Annotated in this window: 19 protein-coding genes; 13 read left to right on the forward strand and 6 right to left on the reverse strand. The window is 43.4% G+C overall.

Annotation, left to right across the window (positions count from 1 at the left end):
• The first annotated feature begins 392 nt into the window (after positions 1–392).
• The 3 genes from rlmD to AC1DQW_RS04705 all read left to right on the forward strand — a co-directional run bounded on the left by rlmD (position 393) and on the right by AC1DQW_RS04705 (position 2,969).
• On the forward strand, positions 393–1,796 hold the full coding sequence (rlmD, locus tag AC1DQW_RS04695) for a 23S rRNA (uracil(1939)-C(5))-methyltransferase RlmD (protein ID WP_477453054.1): 1,404 nt from the start codon (positions 393–395) through the stop codon (positions 1,794–1,796).
• Between the two features lie 128 nt (positions 1,797–1,924).
• Positions 1,925–2,326, forward strand: coding sequence for a hypothetical protein (locus AC1DQW_RS04700; protein WP_477453055.1), 402 nt, complete (start codon positions 1,925–1,927; stop codon positions 2,324–2,326).
• Between the two features lie 133 nt (positions 2,327–2,459).
• Entirely contained in the window at positions 2,460–2,969 is a 510-nt protein-coding gene (locus tag AC1DQW_RS04705; RefSeq protein WP_477453056.1) for a phosphoribosyltransferase family protein, read from the forward strand.
• Between the two features lie 73 nt (positions 2,970–3,042).
• Here the strand turns inward: AC1DQW_RS04705 and AC1DQW_RS04710 are convergent, their stop codons facing one another.
• Both AC1DQW_RS04710 and AC1DQW_RS04715 read right to left on the reverse strand, forming a co-directional pair.
• Entirely contained in the window at positions 3,043–4,146 is a 1,104-nt protein-coding gene (locus tag AC1DQW_RS04710) for a CapA family protein (RefSeq protein ID WP_477453057.1), read from the reverse strand.
• 101 nt (positions 4,147–4,247) lie between these two features.
• Complete coding sequence (locus tag AC1DQW_RS04715) at positions 4,248–4,832, reverse strand: C40 family peptidase (RefSeq protein ID WP_477415903.1); 585 nt, start codon at positions 4,830–4,832, stop codon at positions 4,248–4,250.
• 506 nt (positions 4,833–5,338) lie between these two features.
• On the opposite strand from AC1DQW_RS04715, the gene pdhA reads away from it, so the two are divergent.
• Together pdhA and AC1DQW_RS04725 are read left to right on the forward strand one after the other, a co-directional pair.
• Positions 5,339–6,334 (forward strand): pyruvate dehydrogenase (acetyl-transferring) E1 component subunit alpha, encoded by a 996-nt coding sequence (pdhA, locus tag AC1DQW_RS04720; protein WP_477415901.1) that lies wholly within the window; start codon positions 5,339–5,341, stop codon positions 6,332–6,334.
• A 45-nt stretch (positions 6,335–6,379) separates the two neighbouring features.
• Positions 6,380–8,038 (forward strand): dihydrolipoamide acetyltransferase family protein, encoded by a 1,659-nt coding sequence (locus AC1DQW_RS04725; RefSeq protein WP_477415899.1) that lies wholly within the window; start codon positions 6,380–6,382, stop codon positions 8,036–8,038.
• A 145-nt stretch (positions 8,039–8,183) separates the two neighbouring features.
• Here the strand turns inward: AC1DQW_RS04725 and AC1DQW_RS04730 are convergent, their stop codons facing one another.
• The 3 genes from AC1DQW_RS04730 to pepT all read right to left on the reverse strand — a co-directional run bounded on the left by AC1DQW_RS04730 (position 8,184) and on the right by pepT (position 10,625).
• Complete coding sequence (locus tag AC1DQW_RS04730; protein WP_477453058.1) at positions 8,184–8,711, reverse strand: DinB family protein; 528 nt, start codon at positions 8,709–8,711, stop codon at positions 8,184–8,186.
• A 102-nt stretch (positions 8,712–8,813) separates the two neighbouring features.
• Complete coding sequence (locus tag AC1DQW_RS04735; RefSeq protein ID WP_477453059.1) at positions 8,814–9,308, reverse strand: N-acetyltransferase family protein; 495 nt, start codon at positions 9,306–9,308, stop codon at positions 8,814–8,816.
• A 66-nt stretch (positions 9,309–9,374) separates the two neighbouring features.
• Positions 9,375–10,625, reverse strand: a complete 1,251-nt coding sequence (gene pepT / locus AC1DQW_RS04740) for a peptidase T (protein ID WP_477453060.1) — start codon at positions 10,623–10,625, stop codon at positions 9,375–9,377.
• Positions 10,626–10,704: 79 nt separating this feature from the next.
• On the opposite strand from pepT, the gene AC1DQW_RS04745 reads away from it, so the two are divergent.
• The 4 genes from AC1DQW_RS04745 to AC1DQW_RS04760 all read left to right on the forward strand — a co-directional run bounded on the left by AC1DQW_RS04745 (position 10,705) and on the right by AC1DQW_RS04760 (position 14,330).
• Positions 10,705–11,472, forward strand: a complete 768-nt coding sequence (locus tag AC1DQW_RS04745; RefSeq protein ID WP_477453061.1) for a hypothetical protein — start codon at positions 10,705–10,707, stop codon at positions 11,470–11,472.
• Entirely contained in the window at positions 11,469–11,825 is a 357-nt protein-coding gene (locus AC1DQW_RS04750) for an MmcQ/YjbR family DNA-binding protein (protein ID WP_477453062.1), read from the forward strand. The genes AC1DQW_RS04745 and AC1DQW_RS04750 overlap by 4 nt, the downstream gene beginning before the upstream one ends.
• Before the next feature lie 128 nt (positions 11,826–11,953).
• Complete coding sequence (locus AC1DQW_RS04755) at positions 11,954–13,699, forward strand: M14 family zinc carboxypeptidase (RefSeq protein ID WP_477453063.1); 1,746 nt, start codon at positions 11,954–11,956, stop codon at positions 13,697–13,699.
• Between the two features lies 1 nt (position 13,700).
• On the forward strand, positions 13,701–14,330 hold the full coding sequence (locus tag AC1DQW_RS04760; protein ID WP_477453064.1) for a rhomboid family intramembrane serine protease: 630 nt from the start codon (positions 13,701–13,703) through the stop codon (positions 14,328–14,330).
• Here AC1DQW_RS04760 and AC1DQW_RS04765 read toward each other — a convergent pair.
• Entirely contained in the window at positions 14,299–15,315 is a 1,017-nt protein-coding gene (locus AC1DQW_RS04765; protein ID WP_477453065.1) for a hypothetical protein, read from the reverse strand. The genes AC1DQW_RS04760 and AC1DQW_RS04765 overlap by 32 nt on opposite strands.
• A gap of 27 nt (positions 15,316–15,342) precedes the next feature.
• Here AC1DQW_RS04765 and AC1DQW_RS04770 point away from each other — a divergent pair, with 27 nt between their 5' ends.
• The 4 genes from AC1DQW_RS04770 (at position 15,343) to AC1DQW_RS04785 (ending at position 19,859) form a co-directional block, all read left to right on the forward strand.
• Positions 15,343–16,356, forward strand: a complete 1,014-nt coding sequence (locus AC1DQW_RS04770) for a dipeptide epimerase (RefSeq protein WP_477453066.1) — start codon at positions 15,343–15,345, stop codon at positions 16,354–16,356.
• A complete protein-coding gene (gene crtD, locus AC1DQW_RS04775) occupies positions 16,349–17,836 on the forward strand; it encodes a 1-hydroxycarotenoid 3,4-desaturase CrtD (protein WP_477453067.1) in 1,488 nt (495 codons plus the stop codon). Before AC1DQW_RS04770 ends, crtD begins: the two co-directional genes overlap by 8 nt.
• A gap of 194 nt (positions 17,837–18,030) precedes the next feature.
• Positions 18,031–19,434: an aminopeptidase P family protein gene (locus AC1DQW_RS04780; protein WP_477453068.1), complete on the forward strand. Its 1,404-nt coding sequence runs from the start codon at positions 18,031–18,033 to the stop codon at positions 19,432–19,434.
• Positions 19,435–19,646: 212 nt separating this feature from the next.
• The gene (locus tag AC1DQW_RS04785; protein WP_477453069.1) at positions 19,647–19,859 is read left to right on the forward strand and encodes a hypothetical protein; all 213 of its coding nucleotides are present in this window, start codon (positions 19,647–19,649) and stop codon (positions 19,857–19,859) included.
• Positions 19,860–20,197: the final 338 nt, after the last annotated feature.

The raw sequence follows: 20,197 nt of genomic DNA on the forward strand, positions 1-20,197 counted from the left end.
GATTTTGTAACTCAAAGGTCTTTTATTCTTCTGTGAAAGAATTGAACTTGGTATGTTGATGTATTTTTCACGTAGATAAGCTGGGGGTCGGCATTAACGTTACCAGGACAAAGAAATTTATTTTCAAAAATACCATATACCATATTGGTTTTTAGTATGTTATTTACTATGTTTGCATAGTAAATTAAAAATGCCATGAGTCGTGAACTAACAGATTTTTCTGACCAGATAGATGAGGAGTTCGAGGTTGAGGAAAAAGCAACAAAAGGTATAATAAGTTACCTGTTAAGCTTGTTTGCTTAGCAATAACAGCATGCCGCCTTTTGTATGTTAACACCTTGATTCTTGTTCGTGCTTCCTGATTATGCTTTTTTGCATAACTTTGCAGCCTGATGAATAAAGTTGCGAAACAGAAGTTTTTTGAAGACGTTCGGATAATTGATATTGCCGAAGAGGGTAAAGGGGTAGGCAAGGCAGATGAGTTTGTGCTTTTTGTTGATAAAGCCATTCCCGGCGATGTTGCTGATGTGCAGGTTTACCGCAGCAAAAAGAATTTTGGTGAGGCAAAAATCACCCAACTAAAACAACCATCGGAGTACCGTACCGATCCTTTCTGCGAGCATTTTGGCACCTGTGGGGGCTGTAAATGGCAGCACATGACCTACGAGGCGCAGTTAAAATTCAAACAAAAATCTGTTGCAGACGCGCTTGGTCGCATTGCCAAAATTGATGTTGACGGTATCATGGATATTATTCCTTCCCCGGCCGACCGTTATTACCGCAACAAACTGGAGTACACCTTTAGTGATAAACGCTGGTTGTATGATGGCGAGAACAAGGAGGACGAAACGCTCAACATGAATGCGCTGGGCTTTCATATCCCCGGCCGTTTTGATAAAATACTGGATGTAAAACACTGCTACCTGCAGGCCGAACCATCAAATGATCTGCGGAACAGCATCCGCGATTTTGTGATAGAACAAGGCTATTCTTTTTATAATCTGCGCAATCACCATGGCGCTTTGCGTAACCTTATTGTACGTACTTCATCAACAGGCGAGGTGATGGTAATTGTGGTTTTTGCGTATGTGAGCGAAGATGAGGTGAACAAGCTGATGAGCTTTATAGATGCAGGTTTTCCGGAGATTACTTCACTGCTATACATCATTAACCAAAAAAAGAACGATACCATTTTTGACCAGGATGTAATAGCCTTTAAAGGTCCCGAATTTATCCATGAGGAAATGAATGGTATAAAATTCCGCATTGGTCCAAAATCATTTTACCAAACCAACAGTATCCAGGCCTTGCGGCTGTATGAAATAACCCGTGATTTTGCAGGTTTCACCGGGGAAGAACTGGTTTACGACCTGTACACCGGCGCCGGTACCATTGCCAATTTTATAGCAGGTGACGTGCGCGAAGTTATTGGTGTGGAGTATGTGCCTACAGCTATTGAAGATGCCAAAATAAACTCGGCCATTAACAATATCACCAATACAAAATTTTATGCCGGCGATATGAAGGATGTGCTGGTGGCCGGTTTTGTAGCCGAACACGGTAAGCCGGATGTGATCATTACCGATCCGCCGCGTGCAGGCATGCACCCGGATGTAGTTGCCCGCCTGATGGAGATTGAGGCCCCAAAAATAGTTTATGTAAGCTGTAATGCAGCTACACAGGCCCGGGATTTGCTGGTACTAAAAGAAAAATACGACACGGTAAAAATACAACCTGTTGATATGTTTCCGCATACACAGCATGTAGAGAATGTTGTGCTGTTGGTATTAAGATAGAGAAGAGGAAGGACAGAAAGAAAAAGGAGCAAGGATAAAGGACAAAAGACTCTTTCTGGAATTAGAGTTTTATCTGCCTGGAGTTTCCCTTTTTGATTTAGAGTTTATCATTTAGAATTTTCTAACGTATGCAACCCGAAGACCTGTTAAACGAAGGTAATAATAAAGACAGCCAGGAAGCGGCAAAGAACAGTCCGCTACTGAGCCTGGAGCGAGATCTTAAATTTTTTACGGATTCTATTCATGAGGTAGCTATCGAGATCATGATGGAAGGTTTATCTTCTTATCCCATTTTCATCGCCCACCAGCACGAACTCAAATTAGGAGAATTGATACTTGACAGGCATGATCTTAATTCGGATTGGAGCATCCACGCTTCAACGCTTGAAGAATTCACAGAACGTGGTGTAATTAAGCCCGAATTAAAAGACCGTTTCATCAACAGCTATAAAAATCCTAATGAATATATGTGCGTGTTTGTGGTAGTGCCGGAGGGAGCAAACTTTGTTTACGTTCCGTATAAAAAATAAGCTGTCGCAAAGTTTTAATGTTACAAAGTTGAAAGGTTACTTTGCAAAACGTTAAAACGGACTTGTATATTTACCACAAAAAAATGGAACATTACAACGTGCCAACTTTCAAACATTACAACAATTAATTCACATGTCTGAAAAAAAACTCCTGATATTAAACCAGCAACAGATACAGCAAAAGCTCGACCGTATTGCTTACCAGATACTGGAAGATAATTTCGACGAAGAAGAAATAATGATAGCCGGCATTATGCCCAGTGGTAACCACATTGCCAAAAGGCTGAAAGCCATCCTTGAAGAAATAGCTCCCTTTACCTGTAAACTGTTATCTATTGAACTGGATAAACAAAGCAGCAGCCTGCAGGCCAAAATTAATTTTGATGTAACGGAGTGCAGTAACAAAGTAGTGATCCTGGTAGATGATGTGCTCAATAGCGGTAAAACCCTTGCGTATGGCTTTGGTGTTTTCCTGGATGTACCGCTCAAAAAATTGCGTACAGCAGTATTGGTAGATCGTAACCACAAAAGCTTCCCCGTAACAACCGATTTTGCAGGCATGGCTTTATCCACGGTAATTAAAGAACATGTTGATGTTGTGCTTGATGAAGAGGGCGAAGAGGATGCGGTTTATTTGAGGTAATTGTATTAACTTTCTTTACAAAGGTTAATGCAGTACAATTATCAAAAACTTTGTGGCTTTAGCACCAAAGCTATTATGTTGCTGGTACTGTTACCGCTATCTCTCCATCATCAGAAATGCTTAACCCGCTCCCCGGAAAATCTGATTCGGTAAGTGTTCTGATCCTTATAGCCGCCCGGTTCAGGGTATCCTTAACCAGTCCGGTATCATGGGCTTGCCTGAACGATAAAATCCGGCCTTTTAAAAACTCGCCTTTTTTATTTACATATACTTTCAGCATAGGCGCCAGGCCGCAAATACCGGCCACGCTTACACAACGATAGGTGCAAAAATTACCAAGGCTATAAGCAATCAGCCGGTTATTATAAAGTTCTATAGCGCGGTTAACATGAGGCCCATTGCCAAGGATCAGATCGGCCCCTGCATCAATAGCATTATGCGCAAAAGCATGCACATCGCCGCGTTTTTCATTAATGTAACTTTCCATAGCACAGGGCACATGCTCAAAATCAATGCCCTCGCCGCCGCCATGAAAAGATACAATAACCACATCACAACGTTGTTTCAATTTGCTGATGATACGGGCCGCGCCTTTCAGATCGAGTATTGATACCGTGTTTGCATTTGGAGCAAACGAGCAAAAGCCATATTTAACGCCATTCAATTCAAAAACGGTTGAAGGCTTAACCAGCAGCCCTGCATTATTAATGCCAAGGCCATCCAGCGTTTTAATAGTGCTTTTGCGACCGTTTACGTCAAAATCGTTAATATGATTGTTGGCTAAGCTAAGCACGTTAAAGCCGGCATCTTTTAAAACCGAGGCATATTTAGTAGGCATCCTAAACAGGAAGGCCTTGCTTTTTTGGTGTAATTTAAAATGCGCAGGATCGCCATTATCAAGCAGCGAGCCTTCCAGGTTGCCAAATATTATATCTGCGCCTGTCAACTCAGGCTTTACGGCTCTAAAGCTATTGATGGCACTGTCTGGCGGCAGGGTAGTGCTGTCGGGGTATGATGTGCCCAGCATAATATCACCTACTGCGGCAATGCATAATGAATCGGGCCGAACAGGAATGATTTTTACTGATTGGGTTACAGGTGGTATCACCGCCTTCTCCTTATGTCGCGCCAGGCGATGTTTAATAAGCGTGGGGTTTTCACAGGCTTGTAAAAGCATTGCACCGCAAAAGGTTATAGGCAATAAAAAAAATCGTGCGGAAAAAAAAAGTCCCTTCATATTTATGAAAGGACTAATTTATATATTTAATTGAATTTCTTTTAATTATTATCCTCTTCGTCGTTGGTTGCAGGGGTATTGCTCAACTCATCTTTAAACGAAGCAAGCATGCGKCCTCCCCTGTAAAAATAGCGGCTATAGTATTCGTCATCAAGGCTGCTGATAGCTACGCCCCTTGATGATGCATGTGCAAATCTGCCGCCACCAAGGTAAATACCTACATGCGATATCCTGCGGCTATGTATTTTAAAGAAAACCAGGTCGCCTTCTTTAAGCTCATCCTTGTTAACAGGATTAACCATGCTGAAAATATCGCGTGAATTTCTTTTGATATCAAGGTTAAAAACCTCGCTGTATAATTCTTTTGTAAATGCAGAGCAATCGATACCTTTTCTGGAGCTGCCACCAAAGTGGTAGGGGGTACCAATCCAATCATAAACAAAGTGAAAAAGTTTCATGTTTGAGGTTGCGGATAACGCGACACCCATAATTTGCGATAAGTATGTTTTTGCTAAACCGTCCTGTTCATCGGTTTTATCCTCAGCAACACTTGTAACATTTTTTGTTTGAGCTTGCGAAGCTAAAACAGTGAAAATAAGGGCAATAGCCAGGGCAAATTTCTTCATTTAATCAGTTGAATTGTTGATAGGGTCAACAAATTGTTTATTAAATTAGACACTTTGTCTATCGTTGAATACAAAACTATCCATATTTTTTAAATTTGCAAATAAAACGCGCTTTTTTTTCAAAAAATATAAATAAACAGGCTCAACTAAAAATCTTATTAATTTACAGCTGTTACTATTACGAAGAACGATTACATAATGTTGTGAAGCCCGATTCTTAATGTACTATTTATTACAGGATTGGTGAAAAAAAAAGTCTGAAATTAAGGGCAATCATGTCTTTTTGACGGTTCGGACATGGAAAGTTGGTCGAAATGCTTTTGTAAAACCTTAAAATAGCCTTATAAAGTTTGGTTAAACAAACAAAACAGGCGTTATAATGCTTATAAAACATCCTAATATAAAATAAAAAATAAATCTGCATAACAAATTGGTTGTGGTTTCGATAATTTAAAGGATATAATTAGATTTGCGCTTTACTCCAAAGAAAAAGATTGTTTAATTACATGAGTTCAATCGAAATAACAAAGGACACTTACCTGATGTGGTACGAACAAATGCTGTTGATGCGTAAGTTCGAGGAAAAAGCAGGACAACTATACGGACAACAAAAGATCAGGGGCTTTTGCCACCTGTATATTGGGCAAGAGGCCGTGCTGGCCGGAGCCATGTCTGTAATGAAACAGGAAGACAGTATGATCACCGCTTACCGCGATCACGCGCATGCTTTGGCAAAAGGGGTAACACCAAATGCTATCATGGCCGAGTTATATGGTAAAGCAACCGGATGCTCAAAAGGCAAGGGCGGATCAATGCACATGTTTGATAAAGAAAAACACTTTTACGGTGGCCACGGTATAGTTGGCGGACAGGTGCCAATGGGCGCAGGTATCGCTTTTGCCGAGCAATATAAGGGAACTGAGTTTGTGAACATAGCCTATATGGGCGATGGTGCGGTGCGCCAGGGTGCACTTACCGAAACCTTTAATATGGCTGCACTTTGGAAACTGCCCGTAATTTTTGTTTGCGAAAACAATGGTTATGCCATGGGTACTTCTGTAGCCCGTACTACTATCCAAACTGATATTTATAAATTGGGCTTGCCTTATGGTATCCCCTCATCAGCTGTTGATGGTATGGACCCTGCCGCGGTACACGTAGCAATGGATGAGGCTATTTCACGTGCACGTGCCGGCGAAGGCCCTACATTCCTGGAAATGCGCACTTATCGTTATAAAGGTCACTCTATGTCCGATCCTCAAAAATACCGCACTAAAGAGGAATTGGAAAGCTATAAAGCAAAAGATCCGATTGAAATAACCCGCCAGGCTATTGTTGAAAAAGCTTATGCCGACGAGAAATGGTTTGAAGAAGTTGATGCAAGGGTAAAAGTATTGGTTGATGAATCGGTTAAGTTTGCCGAAGAATCACCATGGCCGGAGGCTTCTGAATTATATACCGACGTTTACGTTCAAAGCGATTACCCTTACATTAGGGACTAACCGTTATATTTATACCAAATTTTTTATAACACATATAAATAGTATATGGCCGAAGTAGTTAGAATGCCTAAAATGAGCGATACCATGACCGAAGGGGTATTGGCGAAATGGCATAAGAAAGTTGGCGATAAAGTAAAATCCGGCGATGTATTGGCCGAGATTGAAACTGATAAAGCTACCATGGATTTTGAATCGTACCAGGATGGCACCTTATTATATATAGGTGTTGAAGAAGGTAGCGCCGTTCCGGTTGATGCTGTAATTGCCGTTTTAGGTAAAGATGGTGAAGATTACAAAGCAGCCCTTGCCGATGGTGCAGGAGAATCTGCTGCGCCTGCTAAGGAAGCGACCCCAGCTAAAGAAGCTGCACCGGTTGCTGATAAAAAACCTGCCGCTACTGCTGCGCCAAAGGTCGACCTATCAAGCATACCGGCTACTGTAATACGTATGCCTGCGCTTAGCGATACCATGACCGAGGGCGTTATCAATAAATGGAACTTTAAAGTTGGTGATAAAGTAAAATCTGACGACTCATTAGCTGATGTGGAAACCGATAAGGCTACTATGGAAGTTGTGGGTTACGAAGCAGGTACTCTTTTATATATCGGCCCTAAAGAAGGCGAGGCCGCTCCTGTAAATGGCATTATAGCCATTGTAGGAAAAGAAGGTACCGATATTACGCCGTTATTGCAGGATACAGGTGATGCCCCCGCTGCCGCGCCTGCAGAAGAAGCCGCACCAGAAGCCAAAGCGGCAAGCACTGATGCTGCCCCTGTTGCTTCATCATCTGCAGATGACAGCCGTGTTAAAGCATCGCCACTTGCGCGTAAAATTGCTAAAGATAAAGGCATTAACCTTAATGATGTAAAAGGCAGCGCAGAAGGCGGCCGTATCATTAAAAAGGATATTGAAGATTATACACCAGGTGCAAAACCAGCGGCAGAAAGCGCACCGGCAACCGCTGCTCCTGCTTCTGCACCAGCTGCAAAAGCTCCTGTAGTTTTGCCAACTTATACAGGCGAAGAAAAATTCAGCGAAAGGCCGGTTACACAAATGCGTAAAGCAATAAGCCGCCGTTTAAGCGAAAGCTTATTTACCGCACCGCATTTTTACGTAACCATGAGCATCGATATGGACCAGGCTATTGCAGCCCGTACCCGTATTAATGATGTTGCCCCGGTTAAAATATCGTTTAATGATTTTGTATTAAAAGCGTGCGCAGTTGCCTTAAAACAACACCCTGCTATTAATTCGGCATTTATGGGCGATAAGATCCGCACCAACGAACATATCCACATAGGTGTGGCAGTTGCAGTTGATGAAGGTTTGCTGGTACCGGTTATTAAATTTGCTGATGGTAAATCATTAAGCCACATCTCGGTTGAAGTGAAAGAATTTGCCGGTAAAGCGAAAGCTAAAAAATTACAGCCTGCCGAAATGGAAGGTTCAACCTTCACCATATCAAACTTAGGTATGTTTGGTGTTGACGAGTTTACTGCTATTATTAATACACCAAATGCCTGTATCCTTGCTGTGAGCGGAATACAAGCGGTTCCGGTTGTTAAAAATGGCGCAGTGGTACCAGGCAACATTATGAAGGTTACGCTAAGCGCAGATCACCGTGTGGTTGATGGCGCAACGGCCGCAGCCTTCCTGCAAACGCTAAAATCATTACTGGAAGAACCGGTAAGGTTGTTAATATAAGTCTTTGGATTAAGGACTAATAGACAAAGGATAAAAGACAAAGAGCGATGGGTTATACTCATCGCTCTTTTTTATTTACACTAAAAATCCATTGTTATGCTTAACGGCGACAAAAGGAATTGTTTATCGTGATTGCCTTAACAGCTTAAAGTTTCCCGATAATCTCCTTCAATTGATGCACATGCCTTTGAGTATGATAAATGGCTACAGTAATCCATTCCAGCCGGGTAAGGTAACCTATGCCGGTAAATTCGGAAGCAATACAGGTATCTGTCAGATCTTTGGTTTGTATATTTTCTTGTAATTCTTTAAAAACTGATGCCAGTTCTGTCATTAAAACATTCTTGTCATAGTGTTTATCGGCAGGGGCCAGCATCAGCGCAGTTGGGTATTTGGCATCAAAATCTAAAAACAGATCTTTTATGGCTTTGGCAAATTTATCCGGACTTCTTTCTGTTGTTTTAACCGCGGCATTTATTATTGATATTGTACCCAAAACCGACAGCCTGATATGTTCGATCACTTGCCCGGCCGTCCAGCTTCCCTCAAATGGGATGCGGTTAATCTCATCCTGTTTAATCGATGTTATTACCTGCATAAATTCATTAGCGGTAGACTCAAACTGAACAGCTAAGGGTTGCGGTAAAGCGCTTGTTTGTGATTGATCTTTCATCTCGTTGGTTTTTGTTGACTCAAATATCGGCAGAACTAAATACCTGGTTGGGTGGCAATAAAGACTTTTTCGAGGGCGATTTGCGACAAATTAATTATAGTCTTACAGCTCCTTCCGCATCACGTAATCATTCATCCAATATGGCCCTATAGGGATATCCTCTTCATACGCAATTGCAAAGCCCATCTTCCCGTAAAAACTCAGGGCCTTATTGCTTCTGTTCACATTAAGTTCCAAAATGTGCTTTCCTGCATCTTTGGTTTTTTGCGCTACGGCGTTAATTAGTATTTTACCGTAGCCTTTGCCCTGGGTTTGCGGCAGGCAGTACAGCTTGTGAAGCTTAAAAATATCCGCATTTTCTTCGCGTGGCGAATAGGCGGCAAAAGCAACAGGGATACCCTTCTCTTCTAATAGCAGGTAAGTCTGCAGGTCTTCAGCCACCTGTTTGCTGATCTTATCTGCCGAATAAATTTCATTCAGCATAAATTCTATCTGCTCTTTCTCCAATATAGGCGAATATGCTGCCCACCAGGTAGTATCGGCTATTTGCAATATGGTATCAACATCGTTAACTATGGCCTTCCTTATAGTATACATTTTTTTGTCTGTTAATCTCAAATAAGTTGATTGACTTTAAGCTTTGTGCATTCTGCTTCAAGCTTATTATGCTTTTTCTTCCCATATCATGCAAAGGTGCAGGATGGTTTCTACCGCCTTTTGCATATCCTGTACCGATACCCATTCCTGCTTACTATGAAAGGCATGCTCGCCTGCAAATATATTAGGACAGGGCAAACCCATGAACGATAGTCTTGAACCATCTGTGCCGCCCCGGATACTGCATAATTTGGCAGTAAGGCCGGTTCTGTTAATGGCTTCCATGGCATTTTCAACTATCTCCGGATGCTGTTGCAGCACATTTTTCATATTACGGTACTGCTGGCTGGTGACTAAAGTATAAGCAGAATTTGGATATCGTTTCAATACTTCATCTGCCGTTTTACGGATCACATCTGCATGGACTTTTAAATTATCCTCGTCAAAATCGCGGATGATAAAATCGATACCGGCGGTTTCAACATGTCCTTCTATACTTACCGGGTGTATAAAACCCTCCATTTCTTCGGTATGCTCGGGCGATAGGCTGTCGGGCAAAGCCGCGACGATCTCTCCTGCAATTTTTATGGCGCTTTCCATTTTGCCTTTAGCAAAGCCGGGATGAGCGCTTACACCCTGTATGGTCAGTCTTGCGCCATCGGCAGAGAATGTTTCATTTTCCATGTTCCCGGCACTTTCGCCATCAATGGTATAGCCTGCATAGGCCCCCAGTTTGGCAATATCCACATGATCAACCCCATGACCAACCTCTTCATCGGGGGTAAATAATATGCGGATGTCGCCATGTTTTATTTCCGGATGGTTTATCAGCTGGTAGCAGGCATCCATAATTTCGGCTACTCCGGCTTTGTTATCGGCTCCCAATAAAGTAAGGCCGCTGGCGGTGATCACATCATGGCCTACCTGATTTTTAAGGTCGGGGTGATCTGCGAGTTTAATAACCTGTGCAGTATCATCCGGCAAAATAATATCCTGCCCCTGGTAATTTTGATGAACAATAGGCTTTACGCTGGCTCCACTGCAATCGGGTGCCGTATCCACATGCGAGCAAAAACAAATTACGGGCACAGGCTTATCGGTATTTGAGGGAATGGTGGCGTATACATAACCAAATTCATCTAAATGGGCATCCGCAATACCTATCGTCAGCAATTCATCAACTAACAACCTGCTTAAGTTTTTTTGTTTTTCTGTTGAAGGAAATGTAACCGAAGTAGGGTCAGATTGCGTATCAATGGTAACATAGCGCAAAAAGCGTTCTGTTACTGTAAAATTTAGCGGCGAATTAAAACTCATAAGCTATATTAGTAAAATTTTTATAACCGGCAATAAATCCGGTTGGTTGCCAATTGTAAATATTGATTAAAATTTAACATTGAAAAAATATATTCTATTTTTTGTTTTGGCTTACTCAGGTGCTGCTACGGTTAAAGCACAAAGCGGGTATAACTATTACGAGTTTGGCGTAGCCGCGGGTGCAAGCTATGGCAAAGCCGAAGCCGATCTTAAAAAGCAGGATTATCACCCGGCGTTTAATTTTAATCTTGTTTATAATTATAGCCCGTTCCTGCCCATAGTCCTCGAACTGCAAAAAGGGACTTTTTCGGGCGGTGGTCCTACTCGTGCGGAAGACGCGTCCGGCAGGTATTTTACTAATTCCTACATTTCGTTAAACTTACATGCCGACCTGCAGGCCGGCGAAATAATTGATTACTCGGATAGTTGGTTTTTAGATAAAATTAAAAACTTTTACGTGGGTACAGGTCTTGGATTCATATATAATAAAATAACCAGTATTGAGCGCTATAACCGATTTCCGGAAAATGATGTACATGTTTTTCCCGATCCCCGGTCAGTTGAAGGGTTTCAGGGGAAAGATAAAGGATTTAACCTCATTATCCCTATCCGGTTTGGCTATGAATTTAAAATTTATGATGACTATAACATGCCCCGTTATGGAATTGACATTGGCATACAACATTACTATGATATTGGTGAAGGGCTCGATGGTTATAACGACTCACCGGCGAAATACAAAAACAACGCACTCGACCAGTATGTATTTGTATCAGTCGGTATAAAGTATAATTTCTATACTCATCTAACATCATACAATAAACTCATCAGGAAATTTCAATATTGAACATAGAAGAATTACGTGATTATTGCCTGCAAAAACCAGGTGCAACAGAGGGTTTCCCCTTTGGAGAAGATACTTTGGTTTTTAAAGTAGTCGATAAAATATTCCTGTTGATAGGCCTTACAGCGGGTAATCGTTTTAACGTAAAATGCGACCCTGAATTGGCCGTTGACCTGCGCGAACGCTATACCGAAGTAATACCCGGCTACCACATGAATAAAAAACTTTGGAATACCGTTTATATGGATGGCTCATTAACCCGCAAACACCTTTGCGAAATGATAGACCACTCTTATGAGCAGGTGGTAAAAAGCCTGCCAAAAAAAGTGCAGGCTGAGATTGCCGGATTAGAATAAGAAGCAAAATCGATAAATGAGGATTTTTCTACTATAATGATCGATACTGTGGGTTTGTAACAGAATTTTTCTAAATCTAATCTCTTGATTTTAATCACTTGGCTCTATCTTTGAGCCAAAGCAATTTCATGAGAGCATTTTTATCAGCTATAGTTTTCTGTTTTATCTGTATAACTGCAAAAGCCCAGCTTACACCATTTGAGTTAAGCAAGGATAAAAACTATACCGCTACTTATGCTGAGGTAATTAGCTACTATCAAAAGCTCAACAAGCTGTATCCGCAGCAAATGAAAATGATCAATTACGGCACTACCGATGTAGGCAAACCTTTGACATTGATTGTGCTTTCAAAAGACAGGGTTTTTGACCCGGCATCGATAAAAAAACAGGACAAGCGGGTGCTGCTTATCAACAACGGCATCCACCCCGGTGAACCGGAAGGGATTGATGCCAGTATGATGCTTGTACGCAATCTGCTAAAAAAAAACGAATTGCCTAAAGATGTTGTGCTTTGCTTTATAGCACTTTACAATATCGACGGTAACCTTAACCGCGGCCAAAGCCGGGTAAGCCAAAACGGACCGGTGGCCTATGGTTTCAGGGGTAATTACCGCAACCTCGACCTGAACCGCGATTTTATAAAGGCCGATAGCCGCAACGCGCTTGCTTTTACGCAAATATTGACCACCTGGAAACCCGAGATCTTCATGGATAACCATACCAGCGATGGCGCCGATTACCAGTATGTAATGACGCTGATAGAAACCCAAAAGGACAAACAAAACGCTATACTGGCAGATTATACCACCAAAACACTTACACCCTACCTGTACAGCCATATGAAAAAAAGCGGCTACGAGATGATACCTTATGGCGCAGGGGAAGAAGGTTTGCCGGATTCTGGTATCGTTAGCTTTTTGGAAACACCGCGGTTTGCGACCGGCTTTACAGCTCAACATAACATCATTAGCTATATTACCGAAACGCATATGTTGAAAGCATTTGATAAAAGAGTATATGCCACTTATGATTTTATGCAGCACCTTATTGATATTAGCCAGCGCGATGCCAATCTAATTGGTGAGCTAAAGCAAAAAGCAGATGCAGCAGTTGTTCGGCAAAAAACATTTGCCCTTAAATGGGAGGTGGATATGCAAAAGGTAGATACCATTACCTTTAAAGGTTATGAAGCCGGTTACAAAACCAGCGAGGTAAGCGGGCTTAAGCGTTTGTATTATGACAGGAATAAACCCTATACCAGGGTGATTAAGTTTTATAATACCTATAGAGTTACAATGACGGCCGATAAACCAGTAGCCTACGTAATTCCGCAGGCATGGGGTAAGGTAATAGACCTGTTTAAACTAAACGGTGTAAAAATGCAGCAATTGGCGCATGATACTACGCTTACCTTGCAAATGTATTACTTTGGCGATATTAAAACGCCAACGCGCCCGTTTGAGGGGCATTACCTGCATAGCAGCGTACAGTTAAACCCGGTTGATATGGCTGAAAAATTTTATGCGGGCGATTACGTTGTATATACCAATCAACCTATAAATCGCTATATTGTGGAAACACTGGAGCCTCAGGGTGTAGATTCATTTTTTGCCTGGAACTTTTTTGATTCGGTGCTGGGCGAAAAGGAATACTTTTCTGATTACGTTTTCGAAGATAAAGCTGCCGATCTGTTAAAAAAAGATCCGGCCTTGAAGCAAAAACTGGACGATGCCAAAGCTAAAGATCCGCAGTTGGCCAATAGTGCCCAGGCTCAGCTTTTCTTTGTGTACCGTAATTCGCCATACTTCGAAAAAACATATATGCGCTACCCGGTAGGCCGCCTTTTAACCAATCTCAAACTCGATCTTAAATAATATGGAATATCTTACACTGGCCCCCGTGGCTTCAATAATATTTGTAATAACTATTATTACCTCGTTAATCGCTTTTGGTAACCAAAACCTGTATGGCAGGCTGATGCTGCATCCTTACAATGTTTCGCGCGGGCGTTATATTTATACCATCATTACCAGCGGGCTAATTCATAAAGACTGGATGCACCTGTTTTTTAACATGATGTCGTACTACTTTTTCGCCTTTCAGCTGGAGCCTGTTTTGGGGCATTGGCAGTTTGGGGTATTGTACGTTTTAAGCCTGATATTAAGCGATATGCCATCGGTAATAAAACATAAGGAAAATTACAGCTACTACAGCCTTGGTGCATCAGGTGCGGTAAGCGCCATAGTTTTTAGCGCGATATTATATAACCCACTTGGCAAAATGATGATTTTGCCTATCCCTGTAGCAATACCCGCTGTCATCTTTGGTGTATTATACTTGGTTTATTGCAGCTATGCAACTAAATATTCACGAGATAACATTAATCACGATGCTCACTTTTACGGTGCGCTTAGCGGGTTAATGATCACCATCCTGTTTCATCCAGGTATCGTCCCTTTCTTTTTTCAGCAAATTACCGGGAAAGTTCAATCGTTGCTGCAGTAATAAAATCACCCTCGGTATTAAACAAGAAACTCATAGGTTTTTCGGGGTTCTTGATGATCTCTAACAGCAGGAAGCCCCAGTTTTTCCAGAAGTTTTCCAATACCTGGCCATAAATTTTATTTACCCAGTCGTCAAACAGTGGCTTGCTGCTGGTGCCACGTAGGGGCATAGCCTCTACATAAATAATATCGCCAACTGGCATAATATTGTACTCGGGCAGGCGGTTAAACAGGTAGGCCGAGTAGAAAAAACGGCCGTTCACTTCTTCAAACTGGATGGGGTGCAGGGTATGGCCTTTTATTTTTTCCAGTATTTCTTTGTGATAGCTGCCATTAGCCCCATTATCCTGCAGGCAAATGATCAATCCAAAATCTTTTATTCTTAAAGAAAATGTAAGAGTGTTGATCTCATCGCGATAGCCAAACACATCATCCGCATTATCCACCTTAAATAAATTCAGGCTAAAGGGCTTAAAGCCATCCAGTTCGATAGGGAGGTTAAGGGTTTGCAGCATCAAATGCAGGTTGCTGAATTTATGGATGATGGACTGCGAAATATTAAACTCTTCACCCTGCGCGTGCTGCTGCCGTATGCCGGCCTGGATCTCGTTAAAAATGATCCCATAGAGCAGTTTGCCTGCCCACTGAAACAATTTCAACTCATCAAGTTCTTTTACTGCAGTGTAGCCCGTTTCAAAGGCCGTGGCTATTTCTGCTTCAAGCGGTTCAAGATATTGCTCGTTCACAATGGTGCTGCAAGGTAGTTTTAGGTCCTTGTAGGTGGCCATGCTTTCATCAAGTAGTTTAAAGGGCTGATCTTCCAGCTTGTAACGGCTCATGAGCCATTGTGGAAAAACCTGGATCTTTTCTTCTTCAGAATTTAAAGCCTCTCCCGTAAGGAAGCATTTGCTGTTACTGAAATTAAAACTCTCAAACGGTGAATAAATTTGTGCCGGCATGGCCGCAAAGATAAGCAGGAATTTCATTCTAAACTTTTAGCTTTGGTTTTTAACATGGAACTGACATATCAACCCTTCGAACTGCAATTAAAGCACGCTTTTACCATAGCTAAGTTTTCGCGCACCACCACCCCGGTTATGCTGGTGCAGGTAAAACATGAAGGCTATACCGGTTACGGCGAGGCATCTATGGTGCCCTATATGGGCGAAAGTCACCAAAGCGCAACCGAGTTTTTGAGTAAGGTTGATATCAATCAGTTCGGCTATCCATTTGATTTTGGGTCGATAATCAGCTATTTGGATAGCATTGCCCCCGGCAACCCGGCAATAAAAGCCGCCATCGATATTGCCCTGCACGACCTGGATGGTAAAATAAAGCAACAGTCCTGCTGGCAATTATTAGGTAGCAACCCCTCCCTGATGCCTGTAACCAGTTTCACCATCGGCATTGATACGCCCGAAATGATCATCAAAAAAGTAAAGGAGGCCGAAGGTTTTAAAGTGATAAAGGTGAAGCTTGGCAGGGATACGGATAAAGAGCTCATTAATACCATACGCTCGGTTACCGACGTGCCTTTATATGTTGATGCCAACCAGGGATGGACGGACCTGCAGCAAAGCCTGGATATGACTTACTGGCTGCAGGAGCAAGGCGTGCAGCTTATAGAGCAGCCCATGCTTAAAACCGACCCCGACAGCAATGCCTGGCTAACAGAGCGTAGCCCTATCCCCATCATCGGCGATGAGGCTGTACAGCGTTTTGAGGACGTGGAAAAAGCTAATGGTGTGTATACCGGCATAAACATCAAGCTCATGAAATCGGCAGGGATGTACGAAGCAAAGCGGATGATAACCAAAGCGCGTGAACTTGGATTGCAGATTATGATAGGCTGTATGACAGAAACCAGCTGCGCCGCTTTAGCTGGTCTGGCTTTAGCTCCTCAATGCGATTGGGTTGACCTGGACGGACCATTTTTGGTAAGCAATAACCCATACCAGATGCCCGGTTTTGCCGATGGTAAGTATATATTGAATAACGACCCGGGATTGGGATTACGCAATGCCTAAGGCTTTAATCATCGGCTCTGGCATAGCGGGCATCGCGACAGCGATAAGGCTAGCAGTGCAGGGGCATCACGTTGAAGTTTTTGAGGCGAATCCTTATCCCGGTGGTAAACTATCTGAATTTGAACAGGATGGCTTTAGGTTTGATGCCGGGCCAAGCTTGTTCACCATGCCGGCTTATGTTGATGAACTGTTTACGCTTGCGGGGAAAAATCCTTCCGATTTTTTTAAGTACCGTAAACTTGATAAAGTATGCCAATACTTTTACGAAGACGGCACAAAGCTAAATGCCTTTGCAGATGCCGATCTGTTTGCCGAAGAGGTAAATAAAAACACAGGCGAACCTGCCGGATCCATAAAAGAGTACCTGGCCAAAAGCGCTGATATTTACAGGATTACCAACCATGTTTTCCTGGAGAAGTCGTTACACAGGCTTAAAACTTATTTGGACCTGGATACTATAAAGTCTGTTTTCAACTTTTCAAAGATAGATGCATTCAAGACCATGCATAAGGCTAATGAAGGTTTTTTTAAGGACGACCGGCTGGTGCAGTTTTATGATCGCTATGCAACTTACAATGGCTCAAACCCTTACGCGGCACCGGCAACGCTTAACGTAATCCCACATTTGGAGCAGCACTTTGGCGCATACTTTCCAGAGGGGGGCATGTACAGCATTATTACCGGTTTGGTAACGCTGGCAAAATCGTTGGATGTAAAATTCCATTTCAACACGCGTGTTTTGCAGATATTGGTAAACAACCGGCAGCTGGTTGGCTTGAACGTTAATGGCGACATAGTAACCGGCGACCTGGTTGTTTCCAACATGGATGTTTGGTTTACCTATCATAAACTATTAAAGGGGCACGGGCATTTGTTCCCCAAAAAGATCCTGGGGCAGGAGCGCAGCAGTTCGGCATTGATATTTTACTGGGGTATCAACAGGCAGTTTCCGGAGCTCGACCTGCACAACATATTTTTCAGTATTGATTATAAGGCCGAGTTTGACCACATCTGGAAAGACAAGGATCTCTTTGATGACCCCACTATCTACCTCAATATCAGCTCGAAATATAAAACGGATGATGCCCCAGAAGGCTGCGAAAACTGGTTCACCATGATCAATGTGCCTGCCAACACCGGGCAGGATTGGGATAGCCTGGTAGCCGCAGCCCGCGAAAACATCCTCAAAAAGCTTACCCGCATTTTGGGCGACGATATCGGCCGGCTTATCGTATCCGAAAGTATCCTCGATCCGCGGGGTATCGAAAATAAAACATCATCATACCAGGGGGCGCTTTATGGCAATAGCAGCAACAGTCGGTTCGCGGCATTTTTGAGGCATGCCAACCGGTCGTCCAAGATTAAAAATTTGTATTTCTGCGGGGGGAGTGTTCATCCGGGCGGCGGGATTCCGCTTTGTTTGCTCTCGGCAAAAATTGTGAGCGGCTGGATTAGCGAAAACGCCCCTAAAACTTCTTAAAGGCCGTTTTTGAGCAAAAAAATGCAGATTTATAGGGGAAAAAGCACAAAAAAAGCGGGAAAAATATGGGATTTATCGAGAAAAAATCGAGAAAAATCGAGTTTTTTTACACTTTAAGAAGTGCCCCTGCTTTTGTTAAAAAATATCCCATCAAAACTCCCCTTTCAGGGGGCCGGGAGACTTATATTTGCGGCATGAATCTTCAACTATTCGATAAGCAGGTTTATGCCGATAGGCGGCAGGTACTAAAACACAGCATGGCCAATGATGGTCTTATCCTGCTCCTGGGCAACGAGGAAAGCAGCATGAACTATAAGGATAATCATTTCAGCTACCGCCAGGATAGCAGCTTCCTGTACTACTTCGGGCTGGATGTTGCCGGGCTGGCAGCCATCATCGATACCGATACCGGCGAAGAGGTCGTCTTCGGCAACGAGCTCAGTATCGACGACATCATCTGGACCGGCGTACTGCCCACCGTTAGCCAAATGGCAGCCTTGGTTGGCGTAGCCAAAACCCGCCCATATGATGAAGTAACCCACTATATCCACAAAGCGCAAACCACCGGTCGCAAGGTGCATATACTGCCGCCTTACCGTCCCGAAAATAAAATTAAACTGGCCGCCTGGCTCAATGTTAGTCTGCAGGATGTGGCCGACCATGTTTCTGTTAAACTTATAAAAGCCGTGATTGCCCAGCGGGTGATTAAAACCCCTTTGGAAATTGCCGAAATGGAAAAAGCGGTATCCACAAGTGTGGATATGCAGCTGGCCGTTATTAAAAACACCCGCCCCGGCATTAAGGGGTACGAGCTGGTGGCTAAAGCAAATGAAGTAGCCATAGCAGCCGACTCGCGCCTGGGTTACCCGGCCATTATAACGCCCCGGGGCGAAACCCTGCACACCCATTATTACGGGCATACCCTGCAGGATGGCCAGATGCTGCTTTGCGATATAGGCGCCGAAAACGCTATGCATTACGGCGGCGATCTTACCCGTACCGTTCCGGTTGGCAGCAGGTTTACCGCCCGCCAAAGCGAATTGTACGAAGTGGTATTAAACTCCATGGACCACGCCATCAGCATGCTGAAACCGGGTGTAAGGTACAAGGACATTCACCTTGCAGCCTGCCAGAAACTGGTTGAAGGCCTAAGCCAGGCAGGCATCATGAAGGGCGATGCGGCAGAGGCGGTTGCAGCCGGTGCGCATACCATGTTCTTTCAATGCGGACTGGGTCACATGCTGGGCATGGATACCCATGATATGGAAGACCTTGGCGAACCTTACGTTGGCTACACCGATACCCTTAAAAAAGAAACCACCGTTTTCGGCCTTAAATCCCTTCGCCTCGGTCGCGAGCTGGAAGCCGGCTACGTGCTCACCATTGAACCGGGCATCTACATTATCCCCGAGCTGATAGACCGCTGGCAGGCCGAAAAGAAATACGCCGATTTCATCAACTACGATGTACTGAATACCTACCGCGATTTTGGCGGCATCCGTATCGAGGATAACTTTTTGATAACCGATACCGGCAGTCACCTGTTGGGTAAATATTTGCCAAAGACGTTAAAGGAAATAGAGGGGTTGAAGGGATAAACTGGCCCAACAACGATGTGCCTAACAACCACCGTCATTGCGAGGTACGAAGATAACCGACCGCAGGGAGCTCATTAATACCTATAAAAATCAAAACACAACATTAATAATCCCAAACTACACAGAGCAGCTATTTGGGTGCTAAATTACTTTTGTGGTAATCGACAACATCGGCCCGCTCATGGCCGCGGGTGGGCCTAGTCCTTTTTGTCTTGATACAAAAAGGACCAAAAAAATCAAGTCAGCAGAAATGCTTCTTTGCGCTCGGGGCCACTGCCCTGCAAAACGGGCAAAACCTGGGCTGGAATTATTTTGCCCCGGTGCGCTTAGTCCACGCACGTGCAAAAACTTCCTATGCCCTGCAGCCGCACAGCCCCACATCGTTTTGCCCGTTTTCGCCCGAAGCTTGTCTGCTGACGGTTTAGGGGAAAACGAGCGCTTATAGGGAACGAAGCACCCGCGAATTATGCTGGAAAAAACAATAATGATGCGTTGGTTTTAGAACCCAACAACCACCGTCATTGCCTTTGGTCTAACAAAAGAAAAAACAATAAAGATTGCTGTTGTTAGAATGGGGGGTGCAGGGGGGTGTTAAGAACTAAAAACTTTGTGGAAAACGTTATTGTAAAAGGCAGGGTGAACTTTTGTCATTGCTAGTCTAAAGGACTTAAACTCGTATTAGTTCCCTGCCTTTTATGATTGCCCAAGGCCCAGCTATAATACTTTCTTTGTACCATCAAAGGTTATTGGCAAAAGGCAATCT

The organism is Mucilaginibacter sp. P5_A4, from assembly GCF_056400605.1.

Excerpts from the sequence above, each read along its gene's own strand:
- rlmD (WP_477453054.1), top strand. The coding sequence starts at position 393 with ATGAATAAAGTTGCGAAACAGAAGTTTTTTGAAGACGTTCGGATAATT.
- AC1DQW_RS04700 (WP_477453055.1), top strand. The coding sequence starts at position 1,925 with ATGCAACCCGAAGACCTGTTAAACGAAGGTAATAATAAAGACAGCCAG.
- AC1DQW_RS04705 (WP_477453056.1), top strand. The coding sequence starts at position 2,460 with ATGTCTGAAAAAAAACTCCTGATATTAAACCAGCAACAGATACAGCAA.
- AC1DQW_RS04710 (WP_477453057.1), bottom strand. The coding sequence starts at position 4,146 with ATGCTTTTACAAGCCTGTGAAAACCCCACGCTTATTAAACATCGCCTG.
- pdhA (WP_477415901.1), top strand. The coding sequence starts at position 5,339 with ATGAGTTCAATCGAAATAACAAAGGACACTTACCTGATGTGGTACGAA.
- AC1DQW_RS04725 (WP_477415899.1), top strand. The coding sequence starts at position 6,380 with ATGGCCGAAGTAGTTAGAATGCCTAAAATGAGCGATACCATGACCGAA.
- AC1DQW_RS04730 (WP_477453058.1), bottom strand. The coding sequence starts at position 8,711 with ATGAAAGATCAATCACAAACAAGCGCTTTACCGCAACCCTTAGCTGTT.
- AC1DQW_RS04735 (WP_477453059.1), bottom strand. The coding sequence starts at position 9,308 with ATGTATACTATAAGGAAGGCCATAGTTAACGATGTTGATACCATATTG.
- pepT (WP_477453060.1), bottom strand. The coding sequence starts at position 10,625 with ATGAGTTTTAATTCGCCGCTAAATTTTACAGTAACAGAACGCTTTTTG.
- AC1DQW_RS04755 (WP_477453063.1), top strand. The coding sequence starts at position 11,954 with ATGAGAGCATTTTTATCAGCTATAGTTTTCTGTTTTATCTGTATAACT.
- AC1DQW_RS04760 (WP_477453064.1), top strand. The coding sequence starts at position 13,701 with ATGGAATATCTTACACTGGCCCCCGTGGCTTCAATAATATTTGTAATA.
- AC1DQW_RS04765 (WP_477453065.1), bottom strand. The coding sequence starts at position 15,315 with ATGAAATTCCTGCTTATCTTTGCGGCCATGCCGGCACAAATTTATTCA.
- AC1DQW_RS04770 (WP_477453066.1), top strand. The coding sequence starts at position 15,343 with ATGGAACTGACATATCAACCCTTCGAACTGCAATTAAAGCACGCTTTT.
- crtD (WP_477453067.1), top strand. The coding sequence starts at position 16,349 with ATGCCTAAGGCTTTAATCATCGGCTCTGGCATAGCGGGCATCGCGACA.
- AC1DQW_RS04780 (WP_477453068.1), top strand. The coding sequence starts at position 18,031 with ATGAATCTTCAACTATTCGATAAGCAGGTTTATGCCGATAGGCGGCAG.